This is a genomic window from uncultured Halopseudomonas sp. (genome assembly GCF_963977355.1).
Lineage (GTDB): Bacteria > Pseudomonadota > Gammaproteobacteria > Pseudomonadales > Pseudomonadaceae > Halopseudomonas.
In genome coordinates this window covers 45,352-69,889 of sequence record NZ_CAXBOV010000016.1, presented here as the reverse complement: position 1 = coordinate 69,889, position 24,538 = coordinate 45,352, and the positions used below count along the sequence as shown (strand labels likewise).

Genomic DNA, 24,538 nt, shown 5'->3' with positions numbered 1-24,538 from the left:
CGGCGCCTCAGGCACCGGCTATTTCGTGGATCAAGGCGGCGCGTATGCAGTGCAGTACGCCCTCCTCCACAGGCTCTTCCAGCTCCCTGGCGACAGTGCGCACGCCCGGCAGATCTTCTTCGGCTTCATTGAGAAATGCATCCTGGATGCGTTCCAGTTGGCCGGGGGGCAATTCGATAGCCTGGTGTAGCGCCAGCTTGCCAATGCTGATCGCCTGGGCCAATTGCATGTAAACCTGTTTGACCGGCATGCTCAGTTGACGACTGATCTGCTCGGCGGTCATGCCGGCCATGGCAAGGGCTTGCGCATCCTGACTCGCCTGCTGTGCACCCTCTGCCGCGGGAGCATCACCCACAAGCACCTGCAGAAAGTCCGCCCCATAGCGTTCCAGTTTGTGCGCGCCAATACCGCTAACCAGCCCCATGTCCTGTAGATTGCCGGGACGTTGGCGCAGCATATCCACCAGGGTCGAGTCCGGGAATATCACGTAGGGCGGCACGCCGTGAGCTTCGGCCAGCTTCTTGCGCAGGGCCCGCAGCGCTTCCCAGACAGGCTTGTCTGCCTCGGCAATGACAGCCTTCTCGCCCGAGCGCGATGGCAAGGCCGTAGTTCGGGTAGCGTCCTTGCGCAGCGCCAGGGTTTCTTCCCCGCGCAAAAGTGCCCTGCAGGTCTCCGAAAGCCTCAGGCTGCCGTAACCGTCCAGATCAATCTCGGCCAGGCCACGGGCGATCAACTGGCGAAACACCGAACGCCACTCCTGCTCAGACAGGTGTTTGCCAATGCCATAGGTAGAGAGATGCTGGTGTCCGGCGCTGCGGATTTTCTCGTTGTCCCGCCCCAGTAGAATATCCACAAGATGGCCGACACCGTAACGCTGACCACTGCGATAGGCGCTCGAAAGAGCCATTCGTGCCGCCTCACTGCCATCCCAGGTATCGGCTGGCTCTACGCAGTTATCGCAATGGCCGCAGGGCTCAGACAAGGTCTCGCCAAAATAATCCAACAACATCTGGCGGCGGCAACTGGTGATTTCGCACAGGCCGAGCATCGCATCAAGCTTGTGTCGCTCGATGCGCTTGTGCCGTTCGTCACCATCGGAATTAGCCATGATCTGGTTGAGCATCAGCACGTCCTGGAGGCCGTAGGCCATCCAGGCATCCGCCGGCAGACCATCACGCCCCGCCCGCCCGGTTTCCTGATAGTAAGCTTCAATGCTTTTGGGAAGGTCCATATGGGCGACAAATCGCACGTTGGACTTGTCGATACCCATACCAAAAGCAATGGTGGCTACCATGATCAGTCCGTCTTCATTGAGAAAACGCTTCTGATGCGTGGCTCGCAGTTCGGACGGCAGCCCCGCATGGTAAGGCAGTGCCGGCCAGCCCTGGCCGCTGAGCCACTGGGCTATGTCATCGACCTTGCGCCGGGACAGACAATAGACAATACCGGCATTACCCTTGTGACGAGCCAGCATATCCAGTAGCTGCTGCCGAGGTTTATCCTTGGGGACGATGCGATAGAAAATATTGGGGCGATCGAATCCTGAGATGAAACAGGGTGCATTTTCAAGTTTCAGTCTCTGGCTGATGTCCTGCTGAGTGCGCTCGTCCGCCGTAGCAGTCAATGCCATGCGCGGCACATGGGGGAAATGTTCAGCCAACTGCCCTAGCTGCAGATATTCCGGCCGAAAATCGTGGCCCCACTGGGACACGCAATGTGCCTCGTCGATGGCGAACAGGGCAACATCCAGCGTTTGCAAAAACTGCAGTGTGCGGGGTTTGAGCAAGCGCTCGGGCGCCAGATAGAGGAAATCCAGTTCACCACGGCGCATTTGACCGGCAATCACACGCTGGTCATCTTCGCTCAAGGTAGAGTTGAGTGCGGCCGCTTTCAGGCCTAGCTCATTCAGGGTCGCCACCTGATCATCCATCAACGCGATCAAGGGCGATACGATCACGGCGAGGCCGTCGCGCAACAATCCGGGAATCTGATAGCAAAGGGACTTACCGCCACCGGTGGGCATCAGAACCAGGGCATCGCCGCCCGTCGCCACCTGATCGATAATATCGGCCTGGTGGCCACGAAATTCGGCATAGCCGAAAATCTCCTTGAGTCGCTGCAGAGCTTGCTCGCGCATGGGTCTCCCTGGGATGAAGATGACCGATCCTGGAATCGCGTCGGCCTGGTAAGCAAAGCATTGTACCAGCCTCTCCCGACAAGTCCGCGCCACATGTCAGCTTGGCACAAGCGTCTTTGGCAAAAGCACGGAGGCGCGCGTACAATGCACGCATTATCCACTATGAGGTGTCCCATGTCCTTCGCCGACCAACTCGAGCGCCTGCAGGAATTTCTTGATGCTGACGACCTGCACGATGAAGCACTGGATTACCTTGCCTCGCACGGATATCTCGCTGCGCTGTGCATCAGCCCGGTAGATGTGCCTGAAGATGAGTGGATTGCCGAGCTCTTCGCTGAGGAGCCCAACTACCAGGACGAGGCGCAGAAAGCCGATATTGAAGACGGCTTACGTACGTTGAAATCACAGATTGCCCGGGAACTGGCCAGTGACGAAGACCTTGAGCCGCCATGCGACCTGGAGCTAGGCGACGAACCCGACCTGTCAGACCTGCGCAGCTGGTGCGTGGGCTTTCTGGAAGGCGTTTTCCTGCGCGAGGAAGACTGGTTCAGCAAGGATGAAGAAACCGTCAGCGAGTTGCTGCTACCCATCATGGTCGGCTCGGGTCTGTTCGAAGATCAGCCCGAATTTGCCGAGATCGCCCAGGATGAAGATATGGTCGATGACATGATGCAGCACATTCCCGAGATTCTCACTCAGCTGTTCCTGCTCTTTCATGCCCCGGAAGACAAGCCCAAGCCAGCGCTGCTTTCGCGTCACTGAAGCCGGTTTTGTGACCCAGAAGGGCCTGCATATGCAGGCCCTTTTTTTATGCGGCTAAACAGCCCGATTCTAGAGTCCGGGAAAACCTGCCATTCGCCAGCAGTCGCTGGCATCAACCGCCATATGAATCAGCAGGCCAACACCCACCAGCCGCAACGGTCGCCACAGCGCCATAAGCAGATAACCGGTAATCGCCGTATAAGTGTGTAACGGATGAAATCCGATTGAGCACCGGTCGGCGGCAAAAATCGGATCGGCCAGCAAATGGTCCAGGTCCACCAGCATGACTGCCACCATGATCAACCAGGCTTTCCGCCATTGCTGGCGAAAGAAGACCAGGGCAACAATTAACGGCAGCAGAAAATGCAGTGCCATATGAACGGCAAAGGACACTGTCATGCGAGACCAGCGCCCTCACCGGCCGCCACCCAGCGCTCCAACAGGGGTAATACATCGCTCGGTGACTGGTAACCATTGGCCAGAAGAGCCAATTGTCCGTTGCGTTCGGCCAGCAGGGTCGGAAAACCGGCAATACCCAGATCCCGCGTCCAGGAAAAATCTGCTGCTATTGCTGCCCGGGTGATTTCAGCATCAAAACACTCACCGAAAGCTTTGCGCCGGTAACCCACCTGCTCGGCCAGGTCGATCAACGCCAGGGTCTGACTGACGTCCTCGGCCCTGGCATAAAAAGCGTGCTGAATCGCTCTGACCAGAGCCCAGGCTTTGTCGACATCGAGTTCGCGCGCCGTTACCAGGGCTCGGCAGGCAGGCTCCGTGTTGTAGACAAATGCAGCAGGCAAGTCGTCCGGCGTCATAAACGGTTGACCTGATGCGATCGCTACGGCTTCCCAGTGTTCCCCAAGGGCAGTCCTGGCGGCATCATCCAGCGGTGAGCGGGCTCCTGGCCGCAACCCGCCAGCCACCAGGTGAATCGACAGGCTCGGATAACGCGCAAGAATCTGTTCAATAACAGGCGCAAAGCCCCAGCACCAGGAACACATCGGATCCATTACATAAAGCAGGCGCTGGGCCATGGCTTTCTCCGTCAGGTTGTACTGTCAGATGACGATTGGGCCTGCTGCTGCCCTATCGGATGCGGCTGATTACGCAGCTTGGCCAACTTGACCTGGCGCTGGCGCTCCTCGGCACGCCGCCGGGTCTTTTCCGGCAGGCTGTCGTAGCAGCGCGGGCAACTGATGCCCTCCTGATACTGCGGCGACGCTTTTTCGTCGGCGGATATCGGGTGGCGACAGGCGTGACACTGGTCAAAGGAGCCAGGAGCCAGATCATGCCTGACGGTGACCCGGTTATCGAAGACAAAACACTCTCCGTTCCAGCGGCTCTGCTGCGCAGGCACCTCTTCAAAATACTTGAGGATGCCACCCTTCAGATGAAAGACCTCGTCGAAGCCCTCCTGCAGCATAAAGCTTGATGCCTTCTCGCAGCGTATCCCGCCGGTGCAAAACATCGCCACCTTCTTGTGCTTCGCCGGATCGTAGTGTGCTTTGACGTATTCCGGAAACTCCCGAAAACTCTTGGTCCTGGGGTCAACTGCGCCCTCAAAAGTACCAATCGATACCTCATAGTCATTACGGGTGTCGATCAGAAGCACCTCGGGGTCGCTGATCAGGGCATTCCAGTCGGCGGGTTCGACATAGGTGCCGACCTTCTCGTTAGGGCTAACGCCTTCAACCCCGATGGTCACGATCTCTTTCTTCAGTTTGACCTTGGTGCGGTAGAACGGCATCTCGTCGCAAAGCGATTCCTTGTGATCCAGATCGCACAGACGGGGATCGCTTCGCAGCCAGTCGAGCACGCCATCAATACCCTCGCGGGGACCGGCGATGGTGCCATTGATACCTTCCCAGGCCAGCAACAGGGTACCCTTGACGCCGTTGGCGAGCAGGGTATCTAGCAAGGGTTGGCGAAGATTCTGGAAGTCTTCAAGCGTGACGAATTTGTAAAGCGCCACTACGACGATTCGGGACATCGGACTACCTCTGTATTCAGTTATCGCCCACGTAAAGGGCGAACCATTTTTTCGCCGGCGATTCTAACAGAGCTCAGGCCGGACGTCAGTGAGTCAGCTTGCCATCCGCCTTGCTGCCTCCCAGGCAATTGGGCGAATCTGGAGCCTGCTGCCGCGCGCTCCACTCATCAGGAGTATAGGTATGCAGTGCCAACGCGTGGATGCGTGACATAAGATCGCCAAGGCTGCGATAGACCGCCTGATGGCGCTTGACCGCATTCAAGCCGGCAAATTCATCACTGACCACGACCGCCTTGAAGTGCGACTCCGAGCCTGGCGGCACGCTGTGCATGTAACTTTCGTTGACCAGCTCAAGATGAACCGGCTGCAGGCTTTGCATCGCCTGGTGCAGTGCGCTCTGGACTTCGCCCATGGTGCCTCCGTCAGAAAAGAGATGTAGAAATGATCATCAACATGATCGTCCCGGTGATTGTAACGCAGGGGAAGCCTAGCGAAGCTCCTGCTGACGGGTTTCGATCTCATCCGTCATTTTTTCCAGCAACCCCTGAATTTCGGGCTCCAGGCGCTCTTCTACACGCTTGCGGCTGATAGCCATGGAGTCACGGGTGAGCTGTGGTAAATGCTGCATCAGCTTGCGTCCTGCCGGGGACTGATAGAACTGCGCCAAGGACTCGAACTCCTCTTCACTGAATAACGGAAGATACAGATCAATCAACTCGTCACGCATCGCCTCCCAGGCGAGCTCGCGGTCGAGCACCTCGCGCGCCTGCTGCTGATAACGGCGCAGAACCGACTCGTACTGCAGGGATCCCCCTGCCTGGGAGAACTGCGAATTGATCAACCTGCCGACCTGGTCGTAGACAGGAGCGGTCATGCCCTGGGCATTGGCCAGCTTGAGAAATCGCTCGGCACTGGCCCGGTGAGACGCCTCGTCAGCCGATGCAGAACTGATGACTGCGCACCCCATCAAAACCCAGCAAAGGAGCGGCAACAAATGAATACGCATGGATCTTCTGGTTTCCCCGGGTACATCCAATCGAGCTTCTATACTGACAGCCATCACTCACATTGACCACTCTGGAGGATCAGCATGAGTTCGCGAATCGAATCAGACAGCATGGGCGACATCGAAGTCCCCGCCGACCGCTACTGGGGCGCCCAGACGCAGCGCTCGCTGCATTATTTTGCTATCGGTGAGGAACGGATTCCGACCGCAGTTATTCATGCCCTGGCGTTGATCAAGAAGGCATCGGCGCGAATCAATCACAAACTTGGCAATCTCGACGAAGACACAGCAACCCTGATCGAACAGGCTGCCGATGACGTCATCGAAGGCCGTCTGGATGATAACTTTCCGCTATCGGTCTGGCAGACCGGCAGCGGCACCCAAAGCAACATGAATGCCAACGAAGTGATAGCCGGACGGGCCAATGAGCTGTCCGGTGGTGAGCGCGGCGGCAAGCACCCAGTGCATCCCAATGATCACGTGAACAAGTCCCAGAGCTCCAACGACACCTTTCCCAGCGCCATGCATATCGCGGCCGTTCTGCAAACACGGGAAAAGCTTGTACCTGCCGTGCGTGAGCTGCGTCAGGCACTCGATGAGCAGGCTCGCCGGCACGAGCAACTGATCAAGATCGGGCGCACCCACATGATGGATGCCACGCCAGTGACCTTTGGTCAGGAGCTTTCTGCCTTTGTTGCTCAACTGGATATGGGGTTGCAGGCCGTGGAGCAGGCATTGCCAGGAGTGTGCGCCCTCGCCCAGGGTGGCACCGCCGTAGGAACCGGGCTGAATACGCCAACTGGCTTTGCCGAGGGACTAGCCGAGGAAGTTGCTCGTCTTACCGGTCAACCCTTTACCAGTGCGCAAAACAAGTTCGCCGCCCTCAGCGGCCATGAGCCGCTCGTTCAGCTGCATGGCGCCTGTAAACAATTGGCAGCCACTGTGATGAAGCTGGCCAACGATCTGCGCTTGCTCGGCAGCGGCCCACGTGCCGGCTTTGCCGAGGTGAAGTTGCCGGCCAACGAACCCGGCAGCTCGATCATGCCCGGCAAGGTCAACCCAACCCAGTGTGAGGCGCTTTCGATGATTGCCTGCCAGGTGCAGGGCAACGACGTAACGCTCGGCATCGCTGCCAGTAGCGGACATTTGCAGTTGAATGTGTTCAAACCGGTGATCATTCACACCCTCCTGCAATCCATTCGCCTACTGACCGATGGCTGCAACAGCTTTCGCGAGCACTGTGTGGAGGGCATGGAGCCGAATACGCAGCGCATGCGTGAGAACCTGGACAATAGCCTGATGCTGGTGACCGCTCTCAACCCGGTTATCGGCTATGACAAGGCCGCGGATATTGCCAAGAAAGCCTACAAGGAGGGCACCACCCTGAAGCAGGCCGCGCTGGCACTGAACTATCTGAGCGAGGCCGAATTTGACAAGGCAGTCAAACCGGAGCGAATGGTCGGAGTTTAGCTTCTGCCCCAGCCTCAGGAACCTGCCGGGGGTGGCGTCACAGCCAAACGGCGCAGCCGCCGGCTTTTCAGGTTCTGAATCAGACTCGGCGCCAGCGCAACCAACGCAGACCCCGTCACGACCAGCAAGGCGCCCAGATACGCCAGATTGTTTAGAAGTTCTGGCTTGATGACTGTCGGCCACAGCATCGAGCCCAGCGCGACCATCGCGAAGGTGAACAATGGCGTTGTGGCAATAGTTGCACTTACCCGCGACGCCTCCCAATGCACCAGGGCTTCAGCAAAGGCCCCGTAGGCGATAAGCGTATTCAGACAACAGCCCACCAGCAACCAGAATTGCAAGGTTGTCAGCTGCATGACCGAAGCGGGCGCCGCCAACGGCAGAAGCAATGTCGAACAGGCAAGATAAATCACCATCATCACCGTGATCGAAGACCATATCGTCAGGAGTTGCTTCTGCGCCAGACCATACAGCGCCCAGGTAGCCGCCGCGCCCAGAGTGATCAGAATACCGAGCGTATAGCTGGTCATCTGAGTAAAGAGTTCGGCAAGGCGCTGGTTGAAGAACAACACGAACCCGATCACCAACACCGAAAGACCAATGAACTGACCTATGCCAAATTGCTCACGGAATATCCACATGCTTCCGAGCATAAGCATCACGGGTGCCACCTGTATCATCAGTTGCATGGTTCCGGGCGTCAGCCTGCTCAAACCCATCAGGTACAGCACATAGTTGAACGTCAGCCCCAGAATGGCGACAACAAGCAGCCATCGATTGGTCACTGACAATGCCTTTATTGATGGCAAACGTCGACGCCAGGCAAGCCAGACAAATAGCACGACCCCAGCAGTAAACAAGCGATACCAGGTCACGGTATAGGGGTCCATGCCCTTGAGGACTTCCTTGAGCATGATAGGCAACAACGCCCACAGCACGGTGGTGACCATGGCCAGGAGAAAACCATATAACCAGCGACCGGACGAAACGTGCATGGGACACCTGAAGCGAGGGGGACAGAATTGCCGGCATTGTAGTGGGCGACGCATCAGTAACACAGCTACAGATGAGAGGAAGTTGTTGCGTCAACTGTTACGGGCAAAAAAACAGCTGCGCCCTTGCGGGTGGCAGCTAAAGGGAGAGTAGAACACTGGGCCCATTGTGCTTGTGATCAGGGGTACGCTCCATTGGACTAAGGTCTGAGCTAAGCATTATTGGAAGCCTCCCGATCCTTGATGCGATGCCAACCAGTGTCATCCGGCTCTACCGGGTACCGTGCCCAACGTACAAACTCGGAAAGACGAGTGATGCCGGTACCGCCCTCGCCCATGCCCTTGATCGTCTTGTAGCGCACGCGCCCGGGGCGGCCGGGACGCCTGGTGACAATTTGCAGTACTTCTCGCACGGACCAGTTTTTACCTGGCATACCGTTGCTGTAGAAACCGCCCACTTTCAGATCGTCTTCGTCAACCCGCTTGCTCTTGGCATGTGAGTTGGCCAGCTCTACCAGTTTGAGCAGATCATCGAACTGAATGTCGACGTAGGAATCCATTTCACGCAACGCATGGTGAAAATCCTCGGGCGCGATGCCTGTGAGCTTGCCCGGCTCTGCCCTGGCAAGCGCCAGCGGATAGCGGCGCCAGTCAAACAGGCTATTGAACAGGATGGCAGCACCGACAATAACCAACGTATCCAGGAGAATCGGGTAAAACACGAAGTAGAATCCGGCCTGCTGCACCTCTGGGCCGCTGAGCACGACAATCATTGCTGTGGCGCCGCCGGGAGGATGCAGACAGCGCGCATACATCATCAGCATGATGCTGCCACCCACAGCAAAGGCAGCCACCCAGGGCCCGGCGGGGAGGTAACGCATACAAGCAACGCCGAATGCCGCAGAGATGACCTGGCCACCGATCACCGGCCAGGGCTGGGAGAGCGTGCCATGGGGCATTGCAAAGACCAGCACTGCACTCGCGCCCATGGAGCCGGTAACCCAGAGTGCACCATCACCGGCAACGCCAAGGTGGGTGATCCAGTAGACCAGAAGCAGCGACAAGGTGGCGCCCAGCGCAGACAGAAACTTTTCCTGGTGACTGGTGCTGTCCGGACGCCAGCCGACGAAATGCAGGCACGTGCTCAGCCATCGCTGCCCCATCAAACCTTTCTCCCAATTGAAACGTCCTTTATGCCCTAATAATACCTCCTGTTACCCAGGGGGCGACACCATGCAGCAAACCGGTGAGACCTGCTGCTATGCTGAGGCAGGCATACTGCTGTTCAACAGAGGAGAAATAACATGGCCACACTGGCAACCGAGTCACTGGATACGTCAAAACAGGCCGCTTGTGTACTAGCAGAAGAAAAGATCAAGGAGCTATTGGCCGATCTGGAAGGCTGGTCATTGATTAACGTCCAGGGCGTACCCCGTGTAGAAAAAGCCTATTCCTTCAAGGACTTTCAGCAGGCCCTGGCCTTTACCAACCGGGTCGGCGCGCTGGCTGAGGACGTTGGCCACCACCCGGCCTTGTTGACCGAGTGGGGCAAGGTAACGGTAACCTGGTGGAGCCACAGCCTGGGTGGGATCCATCGCAACGACATGATCATGGCCGCTCGAACCGAGCGACTCAGTAACTGACCTTCAGAAGAGAGAGTCCTCTGCCTCTTTTTGCAATAGCAGTGCTGGTGGCGAGAAACGCTCACCGTACTGCCCGGTCAGGTAGCGCGCACGTGCCACAAAAGTGGCAACTCCTGTCTGATTGATAAATTGCAGCGCACCACCGGTCCAGGCTGCAAAGCCGATACCGAAGATCGAACCTATATTGGCGTCCGCAGTAGACAGTAATACGTTTTCTTCCAGACAGCGCACTGTCTCTATGGCCTGAATAAACAAGAGTCGGTCACGCACATCCTCTACAGGTATGGACAGGTCAGCGTGCCCGAAACGACTGGCCAACTCGGGCCAGAGATACTTTCTACCATCCCCCGGATACTCATAAAAACCTTTGCCCGCCGCCTTGCCGGGTCGTTGAAACTCGTCAACCATGCGGCTGATGACGGCAAAGGCAGGATGCTCGGGCACGGGTTTGCCCTCCTCCGCCAGGTCCTTGCGAGTCTGCTCGCGTATGTGACTCATCAGTCCCATTGAGACCTCATCCGATACGGCAAGGGGTCCCACCGGCATACCCGACTGCCGCGCAACATTCTCGATCAGCGCCGGCGAAACACCCTCGCCCAGCATCGCGATACCTTCGCTGGTAAAGGTACTGAATACCCTGGAGGTAAAGAAGCCGCGGCTGTCATTGACGACGATTGGTGTCTTGTTGATCTGCATGACAAAATCGAAGGCGCGGGCCAGTGTGACATCATCGGTCTGCTCCCCCTTGATAATCTCTACCAACGGCATCTTGTCGACAGGACTGAAGAAATGCAGGCCGATAAAACGCTCGGGCTGGTCAATGGCGCTGGCCAGACCGGTAATCGGCAGTGTCGAGGTATTGGAGGCAATGACAGCATCGGGTAAGGCGTGGGCCATTGCTGTACTGGTCACCTGGCCCTTCAGTTTGCGGTCTTCAAATACCGCCTCGATCACCAGCTCACAACCGGCAAAGTCGGCGTCGTCATTAGTCGGTTTTATTCGTGCGAGGATCGACTCGCGCTTGTCCGCGGACATCTGACCGCGGCTGACTTTTTTGTCCAACAATTTAGCCGAGTAAGCCTTGCCCCGTTCGGCTGCCTCCGGCGATACATCCTTGAGTACCACATCGACGCCGGCTACCGCTGATACATAGGCAATTCCGGCGCCCATCATCCCCGCGCCCACCACACCCACCTTGCCAATCAGCCGTGGCTCGATGCCCTTGGGCCGCGATCCACCTGCCTTGATCTGATTGAGCTGGAACCAGAAGGTCCCGATCAGATTCTTGGCCACCTGCCCGGTCGCCAGCTCAGTGAAATAGCGCGTTTCGATAATCTGCGCCGTATCGAAATCGACCTGAGCCCCTTCCACTGCAGCGCACAGAATTTTCTCCGGCGCGGGCATGCAGCCCTGCGTCTTGCTGCGCAGCACTGAGGGCGCTATCGGCAACATCTGGGCCAATGCGGGACTGCTGGGCGTACCACCAGGGATGCGATAACCCTTGGCGTCCCAGGGCTGAACCGCTACCGGCGCGCCGAGAATCCAGGTCCGCGCTCTGGCCAGCAGATCATCGCGATCGCTTGCCAGCTCATGAATGAGTCCTGCTTCCAGCGCCCTGGCCGGCCCCACCTGCTTGCCCTCGACCAGATAGGGCAGCGCCTTTTCAACACCCAGCAAGCGCACCATGCGCACCACCCCGCCACCGCCGGGCAACAATCCGAGAGTCACCTCGGGCAAGCCGAGTTTCACCCCTGGATGATCTATCGCAATACGGTAATGGCAGGCCAGCGCCAACTCCCAACCGCCGCCCAGCGCGGCCCCATTGATGGCTGCGACTACCGGCTTGCCCAGTTGCTCAAGGCGACGCAGCTGCGCCTTGAGACCCAGAACCATGTGATAGAACGCATCGGCATCGGCAGGCGTTACCTTGACCAGCTCATTGAGGTCGCCACCAGCAAAAAAGGTTTTCTTGGCCGAGGTGATTATCACGCCGGCTATGTCTTCGCGCTCCTTCTCCAGGCGATCCACTATCTCAGCCATGGCCTGACGGTAGACGGCATTCATTGTGTTGGCACTCTGGCCAGGCATATCCATGGTCAGAACGACAATATTGTCCTGACCACCCTTCTCGTAAGCTATGGCATTGCTCATGTTCGGCTCCTCAGACGCGTTCTATGATGGTGGCTATACCCATACCGCCGCCAACGCAGAGCGTGGCCAGGCCGTAGCGCAATGTACGACGCTCGAGCTCGTCGAGGAGCGTTGCCAGGATGATGCAGCCTGTTGCGCCCAGCGGATGCCCCATCGCAATGCTGCCGCCGTTCACGTTGATCTTCTCCTCAGGCACCTGCATCTCACGCATGAATCGCATTACCACGGAGGCAAAGGCTTCGTTGACCTCGAACAGATCGATGTCATCTACGTTCATTCCCGCGCGCGCCAGTACCTTGCGGGTGGCGGGAGCCGGGCCCGTCAGCATGATGGTGGGATCGGTACTGGTAACCGCTGTGGCGACAATGCGCCCGCGCGGCTTGAGTCCCAAGGCCTCTCCCTTGGCCTGGGTACCGATGAGCATGGCAACGGCGCCATCGACAATGCCGGAGCTATTACCCGGAGTGTGTACATGATTGATGCGCTCGACCTGAGGATAGCGTTGCAGAGCTGAAGCATCGAAGCCCATCTGGCCCATCGCTGCGAAACTGGGCTTCAGGGCGCCCAGGCCGGCGAGCGTGCTGTCGGCTCGAATGAACTCATCGTTATCCAACAAAAGAATTCCGTTCTGATCCTTCACCGGCACCAGTGTGCGAACAAAGGCGCCTTCGGTTCTGGCACGGGCTGCTTTTTGCTGAGAGCGCAAAGCGAAGGCATCAACATCCTCACGACTGAAGCCCTCAAGGGTGGCAATAAGATCAGCGCCAATGCCCTGGGGCACAAAACGCGTGTGCATGTTGGTTTCCGGATCCATGGCCCAGGCGCCGCCATCCGAGCCCATGGGGACCCGTGACATGGACTCTACCCCGCCGGCCACGACCAGATCCTCGAATCCGGAGCGGACCTTCATCGCCGCGAGATTGACTGCCTCCAGACCCGAAGCACAAAAACGGTTGATCTGTACCCCGGCAACACAGTCGTCCCAGTCTGCGAGCAGCGCCGCCGTCTTGGCGATGTCAGCACCCTGATCGCCCACCGGCGTCACACAACCCAATACGATATCGTCGACCTGACTGGTGTCCAGGTCATTGCGCTGCTGCAGGGAACGCAATAATCCCGCCATCAGGCTGGTAGGCTTGACGCTATACAAGGAGCCATCCTTTCTGCCCTTACCGCGGGGCGTGCGCACCGCATCAAAAATCATTGCCTCAGTCATTTTGTAGTCTCCATTGTCGGCATGATGTCTACCCTACCCTGCCGACATAGCGGAACAATGACCAAAACGCTCAATTGCCCTGACCAAAGCTCGCGCGCAAAAACATGTCAGTTTGATGGCGTATCCATTCCAGTTCGCGAATTGCGCTGTAACGCATGTAGCCAATTGGTCTAATGCCCTATTGCCGGAGCATCTATCATCAAGTCACAATAGCGTTGCAGACATATGAGCGACGCAAGCAACGACGCAGGATCAGCTCGTACCTGCATACAACAATAATAATGGCGACTATTAGAAGGCGCTTGCGATGAAAAAGCCGATCAGGGCCCGCTTTTCAGCAGTTGGATTGGTATTTGTAGCTACATGGCTACTTCTGATTCTGCCCAATATCAATTGGGGCGGGGCTGCCTGAGACTTCAGGCATAAAACCGAAGGTCAAACTCTGATGTGCGAGCCATGCTCCGCGGCGATGCATCGTGGCAGTCTAGTTCGCGGTACAATGCGCAAGCATCGCTTGTGCCATTGGAGACCATGTGAACCTGCCCCCCCTGCTTGCCGATCTGACTTGGACTGAAGACGGCCGTCCAGTTTCTTTGCTTCACGGCGATATCTATCCCTCAGCCAATCGCGACCTGGAAAAAAGCCGCCAGCTGTATCTGGTGCACAACCAGCTGGAGACGCGCTGGCGGGAACTCAAGCCAGGAGACAGCTTCTGCATTGGCGCGACGGGTTTTGCTACTGGCCTGAATTTTCTCTGCGCCTGGCAGCTCTGGAATCGTGCGGCGCCGGCAGGTGCTCACCTGCATTTCATCAGCACTGAACAATCGCCCTTTTCGGCTAGCAACTTGCGTCGCGCGCAGGCCGCCTGGCCCGAGCTGGCGCCCTTATCTGAACAGCTTTTGGAGCAATACAGCTCGCCGACACCGGGCTGGCACCGCTATGTACTGGATGGTGGCAATGTCACCCTCACACTGCTCATTGGGGACGCGGCGGATACGCTGAAGCATCTCGATGCATCCGTGGATGCCTGGTTTCTGGATGGAGTAGCGCCGCAACTCGATCCGGCCATGTGGCAGCCCGCGTTATACCCTCAGTTGGCCCGTTTGGCACACCTGGGAACAACACTGACTGCGTCGACCAATGCAGAAACCGTATCAACAGAACTTGTACGGGCAGGATTCGCGGTAGAGCAGCTGCAACATGAACAGCAAGACAGCAAAACGCTTGCCGGCAAGATAGACCGTCTAGCGTCAAGGGAATGGAGCCCGCCCTGGTTCAAATCGCCGGCGGTGGACTTCTCGCAGCAGCGCGAAGCGATGGTCATTGGGGCAGGGCTGGCCGGTTGCAGCACCGCTCATGCCCTGGCACAACGGGGCTGGAAGGTTACCGTCATAGAGCGCCATGCCGGCGAAGCCCGCGAAGCTTCAGGCAACCCCCAGGGGATCCTGTACTGCAAACTCTCGCCACATCAGACAGCCCTGTCCCGCTTCGTACAGAGCAGCTATGGCTACAGCGTGCGCCTTCTCCAGCAGCTACTTGCAGAAAATGGCAGTGACTGGTCAGCCTGCGGTGTACTGCAGCTGAGCGACAATGAAAAGGAATCAGCCCGGCTTTGCGCCCTTGCTCAGCAGGGCTATCCGCCCGAGTTTCTGCACGGAGTAACGCCAGACCAGGCAAGCGATATTGCCGGCGTAAGGATTGGCGCCGGGGGCTTGTTTTTTTCCCAGGGAGGCTGGGTAAACCCCCCGGCCCTTTGCCGCGCTTTGCTGCAACATCCGGGTATTACTCTTGTTACCCATCAGGAAGCACTGGACCTGCGCTACAGCGACACGCGCTGGCTCGCCACAGATGCGCAGGAACGGAGTATCTGCAAGGCCCCCGTTGTGGTTATCTGCAGCGCCGGCGACAGCCGCCGCTTTGCACAAACAGCCCATTTGCCCCTCAAGACCATTCGTGGTCAGATCACTCACCTCCCTGCAAGCAGTCAGAGTCTGGCTTTGCGCAGCGTCCTGTGTGGTGAAGGTTACGTCTCTCCAGCACGTGAAAACCAACACTTTGTGGGTGCCAGCTTTCGCTTTGACCGCTCTGACACTAATCCCAGCCAGGAAGAAAATGCCAGTAACCTGGCCCTCCTGGCCAGCCTGTCACCCGAGCTTGATCAGGCAATACGCCGCTCGCCAGACTGGAATCCGGACAAGCTTGAAGCACGGGCCGCACTGCGCTGTACTTCGCCTGACTACCTGCCACTGATTGGTCCTGTCGTGGATGCAAAAAAGTTCAGGGAGGATTACGCCATACTGACCAAGGACGCTTCAAAACGTCCCGACATAGCTGCGCCCTGGCTGCCGGGCCTTTATATCAACGCAGCCCATGGCTCCCGAGGGCTGATCAGTTGCCCTTTAAGTGGCGAGCTGGTCGCTGCCATGCTGGACAATAAACCTTTACCTCTACCCAGCGACCTGGTCCAGGCCGTCCATCCAAGCCGTTTCCTGTTGCGCCAACTGATACGCGGCAAATGATTATCTGGCTTACCAGGCCAGAACACCCTCAGCCCAACCGAGATACCTTTTTGCCACTGCTGTGCTAGCATCAAGCAAGGTCCGCCGATAAAAATCCAAGATCCGGCGCACCCGCAAGGTATGCATCCGATGCTTTCGTCCTGGTGGCTGTCTCTTTGCTGTCTACTCCTGCTGTCGGTATCGGCACACGCTGGTGCGCAAGATATTCCTGCCAGAAACGATGCGATGTTCTTTGACATACCCGTGCTCGAAGACTCTCACCAGCGCATCAATCTGGCCAGGCACGCACTGACACTTGAAGATCCGGATCAACGTTATCAGTTTGCAGATCTGACTGCGGTCCCACAGCAATCCTGGCAAAAAGTACCAGGCACCCATATCAATATGGGCAAGAACGGATCTGCCTGGTGGATAGCAGTTGCACTGGACAACCGCACCGGTGCCAACCTGGAGGGTGTTCTGGAAATCAACTACCCGATCCTTGACCAGGTCGAGTTGTTCCACATTGACCCATTACAAAACCTGTCATACCAGAGCAGCGGTGATCATGTCTTACTTGAGGAGCGGCCCATGCTGGTCCGCAATCCCTGGCTGACCCTGTCCCTGTCGCCTGGTATCAACCGAATCTACCTGCGTGTTGAATCCAGCAGCACGATCTTTGTACCCCTCTACTTTGCCACCTGGCCAGCAGCAGCCACCCAGTTGGAGGTAGCTTCCATGGCCCAGGGATTGTTCTACGGAGTGATGCTGGGCCTATTTGCCTACAATCTGTTTCTGTACATATCGCTACGCGAGACCAGTTATCTCTGGTACCTGGTCTACAACCTGAACATGCTGCTGTTCATGGCTGCCTTTGATGGGCTGCTGTGGAAATGGCTATCAACAGGCATCGCCTTTCAGTCGGTGTCGATTTACAGCCTGATGTTCCTGCACTGTATTGTGGCCACTCAGTTCAGTCGGCACTTCCTGCACACTGCCGAGCAGTTCCCACGAATCGACCGGCTTTTAAAAGTGCTCATACTCCTGGTCGGCATGACGCTGGTGGGTCTTCCCGTTTTGGGTCTGACGCTCTACAACATGCTGGCAAGTCTGTACGTTCTGAGTACCTCGGCCATCCTGCTGACAACCGGTATTCATGTCTGGCGAAAGGGGTTCCGCTACGGCTCGTACTACACTCTGGCCTGGGGCGTATTGCTCTGTTCTCTTATGCTGTCTACAGCAGGATCATTGGGTTATGAGCTGGGAGTGTCTTATGGCACCGCCTGGGTCAAACTGGGGATTTGCATGGAGCTGTTTATTCTTTCCCTTGGCCTTGCCGACCGCATCAACGCCCTCAAGGAGGCACGTTTCAAGGCTGACGAGCAGGCCCGACAGGCCCGCCTTGAATCACGCGCGCAGGGCCGCTTTCTGGCCAAGATGAGTCACGAGATTCGCACACCCCTGAACGGCGTACTGGGCATGGTGGAACTACTGCGTGATACGCCAATGAGTCGTACCCAGCAGTTTTATGTTCGGACCATCAGCAACTCTGGAAAAGCCCTGATGTCAGTCATCAATGCGGTGCTTGACTATGCCCGTATCGAATCCGGACAGGTTCGTCTGGAGCGTATCGAGTTTGATGTCGAAGAGCTTGTGTCCGATACCTGCAGCCTGTTTACCGCCCAGGCGCTGGACAGGAATCTGGAACTGTATTGTAGTCTCGATCCAGCGGTACCACGGCGGGTGATAGGCGACCCTACTCGACTAAAGCAAATACTCCTGAATCTTCTGAGCAATGGCTTGAAGTTCACCCACAGCGGTCACGTGACCCTGCATGTGGATGGCGCAGAGATAGTCCACGCCGCAGGGCAATGCCGTTTGCGATTTGCGATACGCGATACCGGTATAGGTATCGGGATTGAGGCACAGCAGGATCTATTCGACTCCTTTACCCAGGCTGACAGCACGACCACCCGGCGTTACGGCGGCAGCGGTCTCGGGCTGGCAATCAGTCAGGAACTTGCATCTTTAATGGATGCACGAATCGAGGTCCGCAGCGCGCCGGACGAAGGCGCAGAGTTTTCTTTCGACCTCTCCTTCGGCATTCACGAACAACCAAGCAAAGCCGAGCCCGCCCTGCCCTGGGCGAACTGCGCGATGCTCATTGGCTGCGATCAGGCCGCGCTGGATTGCTACAGCGCGCTGCTTTTGCGTCTGGGCCTGGTGGTGCAGATCCGCTCGGTCGACGCAGCGGTAACGGAGATACCTGATGACAGCTTGCTTGTCATCGCGACCGCAGGGATGCATGAACCAGAGCTTGAGCGGTTTGAGAAAATGGTCGCCGAGCGTTACCAACCCTCACTCGTTTTGCGGTCAGTCGGCACTATGGGTGAACGCAATAATATGCTTGGCAACCAGGCGGTCATACTTAATGCGCCGATCACCCCGGCCCATTTGCGAGAGGCGCTGCGGGGCTTGAGCCAACACGCGGGTGTGGGAACGGAGACAGATGTGGGATCTGGTATCGATCTACGCTCACCTGCAGAACTCAGGGTCCTGGTCGCTGAGGACAACCCCGTCAACCAGATGGTCGTCCGGGGCCTATTAGAGCGCTATGGCTGTCAGGTGGTACTGGCCGGCGATGGGGCCGAGGCGATCGCCCTCTACCAGGCGGATCCGAGCCATTACCAGCTGATTCTCATGGATGGGGAGATGCCCCGGGTTGACGGCTTCGAGGCCACACGGCGCATTCGCGACTTCGAAAAAAACGCTCAATTGCCAGCCGTCCCCATAGTCGCCCTCACCGCCCACGCCCTGGATAGCCACCGTGAAGCAGGGGCCAGGGCCGGCATGAACCACTACCTTGCAAAACCGGTAGAAGCCCCTGCGCTTTACGCGGTGCTGGACCGTCAGTTCAACCGGGATACAGCCCGGTAGCCCCCTGATACAACAGCCGCCCACCGGTCAAAAACAGGAATATGTAACACAACTGGTAGATCAGCTTCTCGTTGCTACGCTGCAAGAGCCAGAAACCCATGCGCACGCCAATAGGTGCCAACGGAAGCAGCACCAGCGCAGTCAGTAAATTGGTCTTGTCGAACTGGCCCAGATAGATATACGCCGGCAGCTTGGCCAGGTTAACGACTGCGAAGAAAACGGCGATCGTGCCCATCAATAGGGTCTTGTCGAGCTTTTGCGGCAGCAGGTACACGTTGATGGGCGGCCCACCGGCATGAATACCAAAGCTGGTAAAGCCCGCAACCATCCCCCAGAAACTGCCTCGCACACGACTTGCCTCGCGCGGCGGCGGCTCACTGCGGCGCAGCCAGATATTCAGGGTAAAGATCAACGCGATGGCACCGATCATCAACTGAATATGGGCATCGCTGAGTACCCGGAACATCAGACCACCCAGTACGACCCCTACCAGTGACGCCGGCAGAATGATGCGCAGATTGGCGCGATCCCAACGGCCGCGAAAAGTCCTCAGGGCCATCAAATCCATTGCAATCAGAATTGGCAGGAGAATGGCGGCAGCCTGTTGGGGTGACATCACCAGCGCCATCAGGGGTACTGAGAGAATGGCGATGTTGCCACCAAAGCCACCCTTTGCAATCCCATAAAGCAGTACTGCGGGAATCGCGCAGAGATAGAAAAGTGGATCAGTAATCATGTCGGACCAGCAACAGTAAAATCGGCTGCGCAGTGTATCATTAGTGACACTGTCATCCGGGAAGTAGACATCATGCTGATACCCCACACTCTGCTGGAGCCCGAAACCCTGGCGCGCCTGCTTGAAGACTTCGTCACGCGTGACGGCACCGATAACGGCTATGAAGCCAGCCTTGAGCAACGTAAGCAGCGGCTACTCAGGCAGCTGGAGAAGGGGGACGTGTTGATCGTTTATCATCCTGACACCGGAGACACCAGCCTTGCCCACCGGCGTGATGTGCCGGCGGACATGCTGGAGCAATACGACACCTAGCGCAACATGTCGGCCAGGGCGGCAAGTGCTGGTCGGGTTGTCGGGAAAGTCGCGGCAGAGGTGGCGACGGGGTGTGAAGAAAGGCGAACCACAACCAGGCCCACTGCGGGATTGACATGAATCATCTGTCCGTGGACCCCAAGCGCTTCATAGGCACCGTCGGGATTGTGACTGATCCACCACTTGTTGCGGTAAGAATAACCCGGCTGAAAATCGCGACCTGATGCCTTGAAAGCCTCGCGATCTGCCCCCTCACGGATAGTCTCTATCACTGAACTGCTGATTATCTGCTGGCCGTTGAATTGTCCGTTGAGGCGCATCATTTCACCAAAACGGCCCAGGTCTCGCAGCGTCGCATTCAAGCCGGCGCCAGCCCATTCTGTGCCCTTGCTGTCGAGTAAAAGATAAGCATCCTGTTCGGCACCCAGTTTACTCCAGATTCGCTCGCTGATCAGTTCGGCCAGATGTTTCCCGGTAGCACGACGGAGCACCCAACCCAGTACTTCGGTATGCACTGTGCGGTAGATAAAACGCTCTCCATGTTCGCCATCGGCGGCAATAGTCGGCAGATAGCTGTAAAGATCGCGTTCGCCGGCAAAATCCTCCGGCGTTGGTAACATCCCCGCCGACATTGCATATCTGGCTACATCCGAATCCTGATCGGCATATACCTCGCTGTAGTCGATATCTGCTGTCATGTTCAGCAATTGCTGAACAGTTGCCCCTCGCCAGCCACTTTTCTCCAGCTCCGGCACATAATCGGTTATCAGCGCATCTGCCTTGAGTGTTCCCTCCTCCAGCAATTGAGTGGCAATAAGCCCGCCGAAAGACTTGGTCACCGACCACAGCATGTGCGGATTCTCTTCTGGCATCCCCTCGTGGTAGGCCTCGTAAATCACCTTGCCGTCTTTCATTATCAAAGTTGCGTCGGCATAGGTGGCAGCAAGATACTCACCGAAGGTAAGGCTTTTATCCTCGGGCCCCACGAAACTCAGGCCATCGATTCTGGCTCGCAGATCCTCACCCGGGGGCAAGGCTACAGAGGCTGACGGGCCACGACGAATATTGCGTGAAGGGAGCAGTTCGCGCATGTGGTGGAATGCCCAGCGAAGATTAGGAAACTGCGTAAGGAAGTTTTGCGCAGTGACCTGCTTGTTTGCGGAAGGCGGAAAACCCTCCATCAACTGCAATTCGTCTAGCCGGACTGTTTCGGGTGCGGGCATCGTCTGGGCCTGTATCTGCTGTGACAGTAATACCGCTAACGTAAGGACGAAGCTACGGGACAGGTTCATGGATATCTCCCACTGTGGATTCGCCTGGCCAGCGATGTTTTTGTTATCAAGATCTTGCACTGCACCAAGATTACCTGATCACAGTCCCGATAGCGGCGCCTGGTAGGCCAGAAATGCCGTCTATTCAGTCACAGCTCCCCCTTAGTAGTCCTCGTACCGCTGAGTGATGGCCTGGTATTGTCCATTGCCCTGGATCGCGATGAGCCCTTCATTGAAACGATCACGGATCGCAGCGTCAACGAATCCCACACGATAGCCAGTAGGGGGAAAAAGGAAGTGTTCTGTTACTGGCTGGCTGACATCGACACGATCGACAATCTCACGGTTGAATGCACGAATGATTCTCCGGTCACCAATCATGACATCCACCCGCCCAGAATAGAGCAACAGGTTACGGGTAATCTGACGAGCCTCTTCACGGTACTGTGGATTGCCCTCAGTCATGGCGCGAAAGACCGGGCCCAGTACGAAGCTTGCCCGTTGAAAAGCACTAATTGAATAACCTTCAAGGTCGTCAATGCTGTCCAATCGAATCTTGCGTTGCTGCAGCGTAACCGCAACGTTTTGATATTCCATATAAACGCCAGAGTAGTGAGCTTCTACACCACTGGTCTGATTCGTACTGGCCATCGCTCCGAGCTCCCGGTATTGCAGCATCCGGTGCAGGCGCTCCAGAGGAGCATAATACGGCTGCATTTCCAGCCCCGCATGTTCGAGGGCCGCTTCGACCAGCTCGTACTCGAGCCCGCGCTCCTCAAGCTCGAACACATAGGGAGGCTTATGGGTGCCAAACCCGACCACAACGGCTTCGGCGAAGCTGCTGGATGGCAGCACAGCCAGTACAAGCTTGCAAAGCATTGGCATAAAGCGGGACATTTGGGACTCGGACGGAAGTAAGGATAGTCATACTTTTTATACCGCAGGCAAACTGATAGCAACTTAAACTCTCTTACCCTCTTTATCGTTTGCAGAGGCTCTGGAGCTCTCCGCGAGGGCTAATTGCCGCACCTGCTTGGACAGGTCACGGAATCTCGCTAACATGAAGGTATAAATAATGTGATAACCGAGGTCCTAGATGAAAATAATTCCCAGCCTGTTAACTGCCAGCTTATTCAGTATTTTTGCTTTGCCAGCCTATGCAGCCTGTACGGTTGAGGACGCTGTGGCCAAGGCAGAAGAAGTGGCTGAAACAGTCCATCGCCTGGCCGACGGTGATCCGGTCAAGGCCAATCAGCTATACGAACAACTCGTAGCATTACAGCTGCGCAATCCAACCACCGACAAGCACGATCCATGTGAAGCCTATGATCGCATCGTTGAAGAGCTTGAAGCAGAAAACGAGTCTGAAGACTAATTCTTCCCCTGCCTGAAGCCGTAACTGCAAAGGCAACTTCCTGGCCGCACCCTCTCCGAGTGCGGCCAAAAATTCCATACCTCACCATATCTCATCGAAATAACAGATAGTTTTACCCTTATTTTTCCGCTTTTTAATCACTATTATTGACAATAGACTGATCCTATTCGCAATACGGGAGGTCTCTGATGTCAACAGTCATTAATCGCGATCTGATTGAACAAATAACTGGTCGCAACGCCTCCGATGGTGACGGCGTAAAACTCAAGCGCGTGTTTGGCGGAACCGGTGCAGAGCGCTTCGACCCTTTTTTAATGCTCGACGAGTTCGGTTCCGATGAGGCTGCAGACTATATCGGGGGATTCCCCTCTCACCCGCATAGGGGTTTTGAAACAGTTACCTATATGCTCGAGGGCCGGATGCTTCATGAGGATCACATGGGCAACCGAGGTTTACTTGAGCCAGGCGGCGTGCAGTGGATGACAGCCGGGCGCGGCATCATTCACTCCGAGATGCCGCAGCAGGATTCAGGTCGGATGCGTGGCTTTCAGCTGTGGGTAAACTTACCCGCTTTGGAAAAGATGCAGCCAGCTAGTTATCAGGACCTGCCGTCGGATGCAATCACTGAACGCCCTTTAGCGGGTGGCGGGCTTGCCAGAGTCATCGCCGGGACTTTGCACTTGGCCGATGAACTCGTGGCCGGTCCGATAATCGGAAAAAGCAGTGACCCTCTTTATGTCGATCTGCATCTGTTGCCCGAGGAGCAATGTGACTTGCCGCTGCCCGCTCAACTGAATGGCATGCTCTATGTGTATGAAGGGACAATAGAACTGATTGGTAGCCAGCAGCGCTCAGGCTTGGGAGCGGGCCACCTGGGGCGACTCGGGGAAGGTAATGGCATCTCGATTCAGGCAGGGCCCAATGGTGCGAAGGTGCTACTGATTGCGGGTAAACCCTTACGCGAGCCCATAGTCCAGTATGGGCCCTTCGTCATGAACAGCCGCGAGGAAATCGAACAGGCTCTACATGATTTTCGCAGCGGTCAGCTCGCTTCCTAATCCATTAACGCAAGCCAGGCGACTCAGTTAATCGGAGTACGCCCGGCGAGCGCATGGGCCAAGGTACCACCATCGATATATTCCAGTTCGCCGCCTAGGGGAACACCGTGAGCGATGCGTGACACCTTGATCCCGCGAGGTTTCAGCGTGCTGGCAATATAATGAGCAGTCGCCTCACCTTCCACCGTGGGGTTGGTCGCCAGTATCACCTCAGCAACATCACTGCGCTCTACCGCCTCCAGTAGCGACGGTATCCCGATCTCCTCCGGTCCCATGCCGTCGATTGGCGATAGCTGTCCCTTGAGAACGAAATAGCGACCACTAAAGCCTCCCGCCTGCTCAACCGCCCAAACGTCAGCCGGGCTCTGCAGTACACACAGTAGCGTTGCATCCCTGCGCGGGTCGGAGCAGATAGCACAAATATCGTTCTCGCTGAGCGTTCTGCAGCGGCTGCAGTAGCCTACCCCGTCCATGGCAGTAGCCAGGGCACCGGCAAGATGCCGCGCGACATCTCGATCACGCTCAAGCAAATGCAACGCCATACGCTGGGCTGTCTTGGGTCCGACACCGGGTAATCCGCGCAGTGCATCGATCAAATGGCGAATCAGGGGACTGAAGCTCATGGCACCGCCTGAAATAGAGGTAAATAGACTTTAAAAAGGCATCTTGAAACCATCGGGCAGATTCATGCCCTTGGTCATGCCCGACATCTTTTCCTGATTGTTTTTTTCGATCTTGCGCACGGCGTCGTTGAACGCAGCTGCAACCAGATCTTCCAGAATTTCCTTTTCTTCAGTCATCAGACTGTCATCAATGGACACACGCTTCACGTCGTGGCGCCCAGTCATGATTACAGAAACCAAGCCTGCCCCGGACTGGCCGGTAACCTCTGCGTTAGCCAGCTCCTCCTGCATCTTTGCCATTTTTTCCTGCATTTCCTGCGCCTGCTTCATCAGCCCGGCCATTCCACCTTTCATCATGCTC

General features: G+C 56.8%; 23 protein-coding genes. 8 read left to right on the top strand and 15 right to left on the bottom strand.

All coding sequences use genetic code 11. From position 1 onward, the window contains the following. Positions 1 to 7 precede the first annotated feature (7 nt). Positions 8 to 2,137 (bottom strand): DNA helicase RecQ, encoded by a 2,130-nt coding sequence (gene recQ, locus AAC076_RS10620; protein WP_339845352.1) that lies wholly within the window; start codon positions 2,135 to 2,137, stop codon positions 8 to 10. 174 nt (positions 2,138 to 2,311) lie between these two features. On the opposite strand from recQ, the gene AAC076_RS10615 reads away from it, so the two are divergent. After that, complete coding sequence (locus AAC076_RS10615; protein ID WP_339845350.1) at positions 2,312 to 2,899, top strand: YecA family protein; 588 nt, start codon at positions 2,312 to 2,314, stop codon at positions 2,897 to 2,899. 69 nt (positions 2,900 to 2,968) lie between these two features. On the opposite strand, the gene AAC076_RS10610 is transcribed toward AAC076_RS10615, so the two are convergent. The 5 genes from AAC076_RS10610 to AAC076_RS10590 form a co-directional block, all read right to left on the bottom strand. After that, positions 2,969 to 3,298 carry a DUF6122 family protein gene (locus AAC076_RS10610; RefSeq protein ID WP_339845349.1) on the bottom strand — a complete coding sequence of 110 codons (330 nt, stop codon included), beginning with the start codon at positions 3,296 to 3,298 and terminating at the stop codon, positions 2,969 to 2,971. Continuing rightward, on the bottom strand, positions 3,295 to 3,933 hold the full coding sequence (locus AAC076_RS10605; protein WP_339845348.1) for a DsbA family protein: 639 nt from the start codon (positions 3,931 to 3,933) through the stop codon (positions 3,295 to 3,297). The genes AAC076_RS10610 and AAC076_RS10605 overlap by 4 nt, the downstream gene beginning before the upstream one ends. Before the next feature lie 11 nt (positions 3,934 to 3,944). Next, positions 3,945 to 4,889, bottom strand: a complete 945-nt coding sequence (locus AAC076_RS10600; RefSeq protein WP_339845347.1) for a rhodanese-related sulfurtransferase — start codon at positions 4,887 to 4,889, stop codon at positions 3,945 to 3,947. Between the two features lie 85 nt (positions 4,890 to 4,974). Further along, complete coding sequence (locus AAC076_RS10595) at positions 4,975 to 5,301, bottom strand: BolA family protein (RefSeq protein WP_339845346.1); 327 nt, start codon at positions 5,299 to 5,301, stop codon at positions 4,975 to 4,977. A gap of 75 nt (positions 5,302 to 5,376) precedes the next feature. Next, positions 5,377 to 5,895 carry a DUF2059 domain-containing protein gene (locus tag AAC076_RS10590; protein ID WP_339845344.1) on the bottom strand — a complete coding sequence of 173 codons (519 nt, stop codon included), beginning with the start codon at positions 5,893 to 5,895 and terminating at the stop codon, positions 5,377 to 5,379. 84 nt (positions 5,896 to 5,979) lie between these two features. On the opposite strand from AAC076_RS10590, the gene fumC reads away from it, so the two are divergent. Then, positions 5,980 to 7,365 (top strand): class II fumarate hydratase, encoded by a 1,386-nt coding sequence (fumC, locus tag AAC076_RS10585; protein WP_339845342.1) that lies wholly within the window; start codon positions 5,980 to 5,982, stop codon positions 7,363 to 7,365. Between the two features lie 14 nt (positions 7,366 to 7,379). On the opposite strand, the gene AAC076_RS10580 is transcribed toward fumC, so the two are convergent. Continuing rightward, a complete protein-coding gene (locus tag AAC076_RS10580; protein WP_339845340.1) occupies positions 7,380 to 8,360 on the bottom strand; it encodes a DMT family transporter in 981 nt (326 codons plus the stop codon). A gap of 209 nt (positions 8,361 to 8,569) precedes the next feature. After that, entirely contained in the window at positions 8,570 to 9,520 is a 951-nt protein-coding gene (locus tag AAC076_RS10575; RefSeq protein WP_339845338.1) for an HPP family protein, read from the bottom strand. 141 nt (positions 9,521 to 9,661) lie between these two features. Here AAC076_RS10575 and AAC076_RS10570 point away from each other — a divergent pair, with 141 nt between their 5' ends. Next, on the top strand, positions 9,662 to 10,000 hold the full coding sequence (locus tag AAC076_RS10570) for a 4a-hydroxytetrahydrobiopterin dehydratase (protein ID WP_339845337.1): 339 nt from the start codon (positions 9,662 to 9,664) through the stop codon (positions 9,998 to 10,000). A 3-nt stretch (positions 10,001 to 10,003) separates the two neighbouring features. Here the strand turns inward: AAC076_RS10570 and AAC076_RS10565 are convergent, their stop codons facing one another. Further along, entirely contained in the window at positions 10,004 to 12,151 is a 2,148-nt protein-coding gene (locus tag AAC076_RS10565; protein WP_339845334.1) for a 3-hydroxyacyl-CoA dehydrogenase NAD-binding domain-containing protein, read from the bottom strand. Between the two features lie 10 nt (positions 12,152 to 12,161). Next, a complete protein-coding gene (locus AAC076_RS10560; RefSeq protein WP_339845331.1) occupies positions 12,162 to 13,367 on the bottom strand; it encodes an acetyl-CoA C-acetyltransferase in 1,206 nt (401 codons plus the stop codon). A gap of 533 nt (positions 13,368 to 13,900) precedes the next feature. Between AAC076_RS10560 and mnmC the strand changes: the two genes are divergently transcribed. Both mnmC and AAC076_RS10550 read left to right on the top strand, forming a co-directional pair. Next, positions 13,901 to 15,886: a bifunctional tRNA (5-methylaminomethyl-2-thiouridine)(34)-methyltransferase MnmD/FAD-dependent 5-carboxymethylaminomethyl-2-thiouridine(34) oxidoreductase MnmC gene (mnmC, locus tag AAC076_RS10555; RefSeq protein WP_339845328.1), complete on the top strand. Its 1,986-nt coding sequence runs from the start codon at positions 13,901 to 13,903 to the stop codon at positions 15,884 to 15,886. A 129-nt stretch (positions 15,887 to 16,015) separates the two neighbouring features. Beyond that, positions 16,016 to 18,802, top strand: coding sequence for a 7TM diverse intracellular signaling domain-containing protein (locus AAC076_RS10550; RefSeq protein WP_339845325.1), 2,787 nt, complete (start codon positions 16,016 to 16,018; stop codon positions 18,800 to 18,802). On the opposite strand, the gene AAC076_RS10545 is transcribed toward AAC076_RS10550, so the two are convergent. Further along, entirely contained in the window at positions 18,780 to 19,538 is a 759-nt protein-coding gene (locus AAC076_RS10545; protein WP_339845322.1) for a sulfite exporter TauE/SafE family protein, read from the bottom strand. The two genes, AAC076_RS10550 and AAC076_RS10545, sit on opposite strands and share 23 nt — an antisense overlap. 72 nt (positions 19,539 to 19,610) lie before the next feature. Between AAC076_RS10545 and AAC076_RS10540 the strand changes: the two genes are divergently transcribed. Then, positions 19,611 to 19,850: a YheU family protein gene (locus AAC076_RS10540; RefSeq protein WP_339845320.1), complete on the top strand. Its 240-nt coding sequence runs from the start codon at positions 19,611 to 19,613 to the stop codon at positions 19,848 to 19,850. On the opposite strand, the gene AAC076_RS10535 is transcribed toward AAC076_RS10540, so the two are convergent. Both AAC076_RS10535 and AAC076_RS10530 read right to left on the bottom strand, forming a co-directional pair. Further along, positions 19,847 to 21,142, bottom strand: a complete 1,296-nt coding sequence (locus AAC076_RS10535) for a serine hydrolase (protein ID WP_339845318.1) — start codon at positions 21,140 to 21,142, stop codon at positions 19,847 to 19,849. The two genes, AAC076_RS10540 and AAC076_RS10535, sit on opposite strands and share 4 nt — an antisense overlap. Before the next feature lie 141 nt (positions 21,143 to 21,283). Continuing rightward, positions 21,284 to 22,018 carry an ABC transporter substrate-binding protein gene (locus AAC076_RS10530; RefSeq protein WP_339845316.1) on the bottom strand — a complete coding sequence of 245 codons (735 nt, stop codon included), beginning with the start codon at positions 22,016 to 22,018 and terminating at the stop codon, positions 21,284 to 21,286. A 199-nt stretch (positions 22,019 to 22,217) separates the two neighbouring features. On the opposite strand from AAC076_RS10530, the gene AAC076_RS10525 reads away from it, so the two are divergent. Then, entirely contained in the window at positions 22,218 to 22,496 is a 279-nt protein-coding gene (locus tag AAC076_RS10525; protein ID WP_339845314.1) for a hypothetical protein, read from the top strand. Between the two features lie 188 nt (positions 22,497 to 22,684). Further along, the gene (locus tag AAC076_RS10520) at positions 22,685 to 23,554 is read left to right on the top strand and encodes a pirin family protein (protein WP_339845312.1); all 870 of its coding nucleotides are present in this window, start codon (positions 22,685 to 22,687) and stop codon (positions 23,552 to 23,554) included. A gap of 23 nt (positions 23,555 to 23,577) precedes the next feature. On the opposite strand, the gene recR is transcribed toward AAC076_RS10520, so the two are convergent. After that, the gene (recR, locus tag AAC076_RS10515) at positions 23,578 to 24,177 is read right to left on the bottom strand and encodes a recombination mediator RecR (protein ID WP_339845308.1); all 600 of its coding nucleotides are present in this window, start codon (positions 24,175 to 24,177) and stop codon (positions 23,578 to 23,580) included. A 30-nt stretch (positions 24,178 to 24,207) separates the two neighbouring features. Next, positions 24,208 to 24,534, bottom strand: a complete 327-nt coding sequence (locus AAC076_RS10510; RefSeq protein ID WP_339845306.1) for a YbaB/EbfC family nucleoid-associated protein — start codon at positions 24,532 to 24,534, stop codon at positions 24,208 to 24,210. Positions 24,535 to 24,538 lie beyond the last annotated feature (4 nt).

What these genes read in the sequence shown, in the direction of transcription:
- recQ (WP_339845352.1), bottom strand. Translation starts at nt 2,137, where the DNA reads ATGCGCGAGCAAGCTCTGCAGCGACTCAAGGAGATTTTCGGCTATGCC.
- AAC076_RS10615 (WP_339845350.1), top strand. Translation starts at nt 2,312, where the DNA reads ATGTCCTTCGCCGACCAACTCGAGCGCCTGCAGGAATTTCTTGATGCT.
- AAC076_RS10610 (WP_339845349.1), bottom strand. Translation starts at nt 3,298, where the DNA reads ATGACAGTGTCCTTTGCCGTTCATATGGCACTGCATTTTCTGCTGCCG.
- AAC076_RS10605 (WP_339845348.1), bottom strand. Translation starts at nt 3,933, where the DNA reads ATGGCCCAGCGCCTGCTTTATGTAATGGATCCGATGTGTTCCTGGTGC.
- AAC076_RS10600 (WP_339845347.1), bottom strand. Translation starts at nt 4,889, where the DNA reads ATGTCCCGAATCGTCGTAGTGGCGCTTTACAAATTCGTCACGCTTGAA.
- AAC076_RS10595 (WP_339845346.1), bottom strand. Translation starts at nt 5,301, where the DNA reads ATGGGCGAAGTCCAGAGCGCACTGCACCAGGCGATGCAAAGCCTGCAG.
- AAC076_RS10590 (WP_339845344.1), bottom strand. Translation starts at nt 5,895, where the DNA reads ATGCGTATTCATTTGTTGCCGCTCCTTTGCTGGGTTTTGATGGGGTGC.
- fumC (WP_339845342.1), top strand. Translation starts at nt 5,980, where the DNA reads ATGAGTTCGCGAATCGAATCAGACAGCATGGGCGACATCGAAGTCCCC.
- AAC076_RS10580 (WP_339845340.1), bottom strand. Translation starts at nt 8,360, where the DNA reads ATGCACGTTTCGTCCGGTCGCTGGTTATATGGTTTTCTCCTGGCCATG.
- AAC076_RS10575 (WP_339845338.1), bottom strand. Translation starts at nt 9,520, where the DNA reads ATGGGGCAGCGATGGCTGAGCACGTGCCTGCATTTCGTCGGCTGGCGT.
- AAC076_RS10570 (WP_339845337.1), top strand. Translation starts at nt 9,662, where the DNA reads ATGGCCACACTGGCAACCGAGTCACTGGATACGTCAAAACAGGCCGCT.
- AAC076_RS10565 (WP_339845334.1), bottom strand. Translation starts at nt 12,151, where the DNA reads ATGAGCAATGCCATAGCTTACGAGAAGGGTGGTCAGGACAATATTGTC.
- AAC076_RS10560 (WP_339845331.1), bottom strand. Translation starts at nt 13,367, where the DNA reads ATGACTGAGGCAATGATTTTTGATGCGGTGCGCACGCCCCGCGGTAAG.
- AAC076_RS10550 (WP_339845325.1), top strand. Translation starts at nt 16,016, where the DNA reads ATGCTTTCGTCCTGGTGGCTGTCTCTTTGCTGTCTACTCCTGCTGTCG.
- AAC076_RS10545 (WP_339845322.1), bottom strand. Translation starts at nt 19,538, where the DNA reads ATGATTACTGATCCACTTTTCTATCTCTGCGCGATTCCCGCAGTACTG.
- AAC076_RS10540 (WP_339845320.1), top strand. Translation starts at nt 19,611, where the DNA reads ATGCTGATACCCCACACTCTGCTGGAGCCCGAAACCCTGGCGCGCCTG.
- AAC076_RS10535 (WP_339845318.1), bottom strand. Translation starts at nt 21,142, where the DNA reads ATGAACCTGTCCCGTAGCTTCGTCCTTACGTTAGCGGTATTACTGTCA.
- AAC076_RS10530 (WP_339845316.1), bottom strand. Translation starts at nt 22,018, where the DNA reads ATGTCCCGCTTTATGCCAATGCTTTGCAAGCTTGTACTGGCTGTGCTG.
- AAC076_RS10525 (WP_339845314.1), top strand. Translation starts at nt 22,218, where the DNA reads ATGAAAATAATTCCCAGCCTGTTAACTGCCAGCTTATTCAGTATTTTT.
- AAC076_RS10520 (WP_339845312.1), top strand. Translation starts at nt 22,685, where the DNA reads ATGTCAACAGTCATTAATCGCGATCTGATTGAACAAATAACTGGTCGC.
- recR (WP_339845308.1), bottom strand. Translation starts at nt 24,177, where the DNA reads ATGAGCTTCAGTCCCCTGATTCGCCATTTGATCGATGCACTGCGCGGA.
- AAC076_RS10510 (WP_339845306.1), bottom strand. Translation starts at nt 24,534, where the DNA reads ATGATGAAAGGTGGAATGGCCGGGCTGATGAAGCAGGCGCAGGAAATG.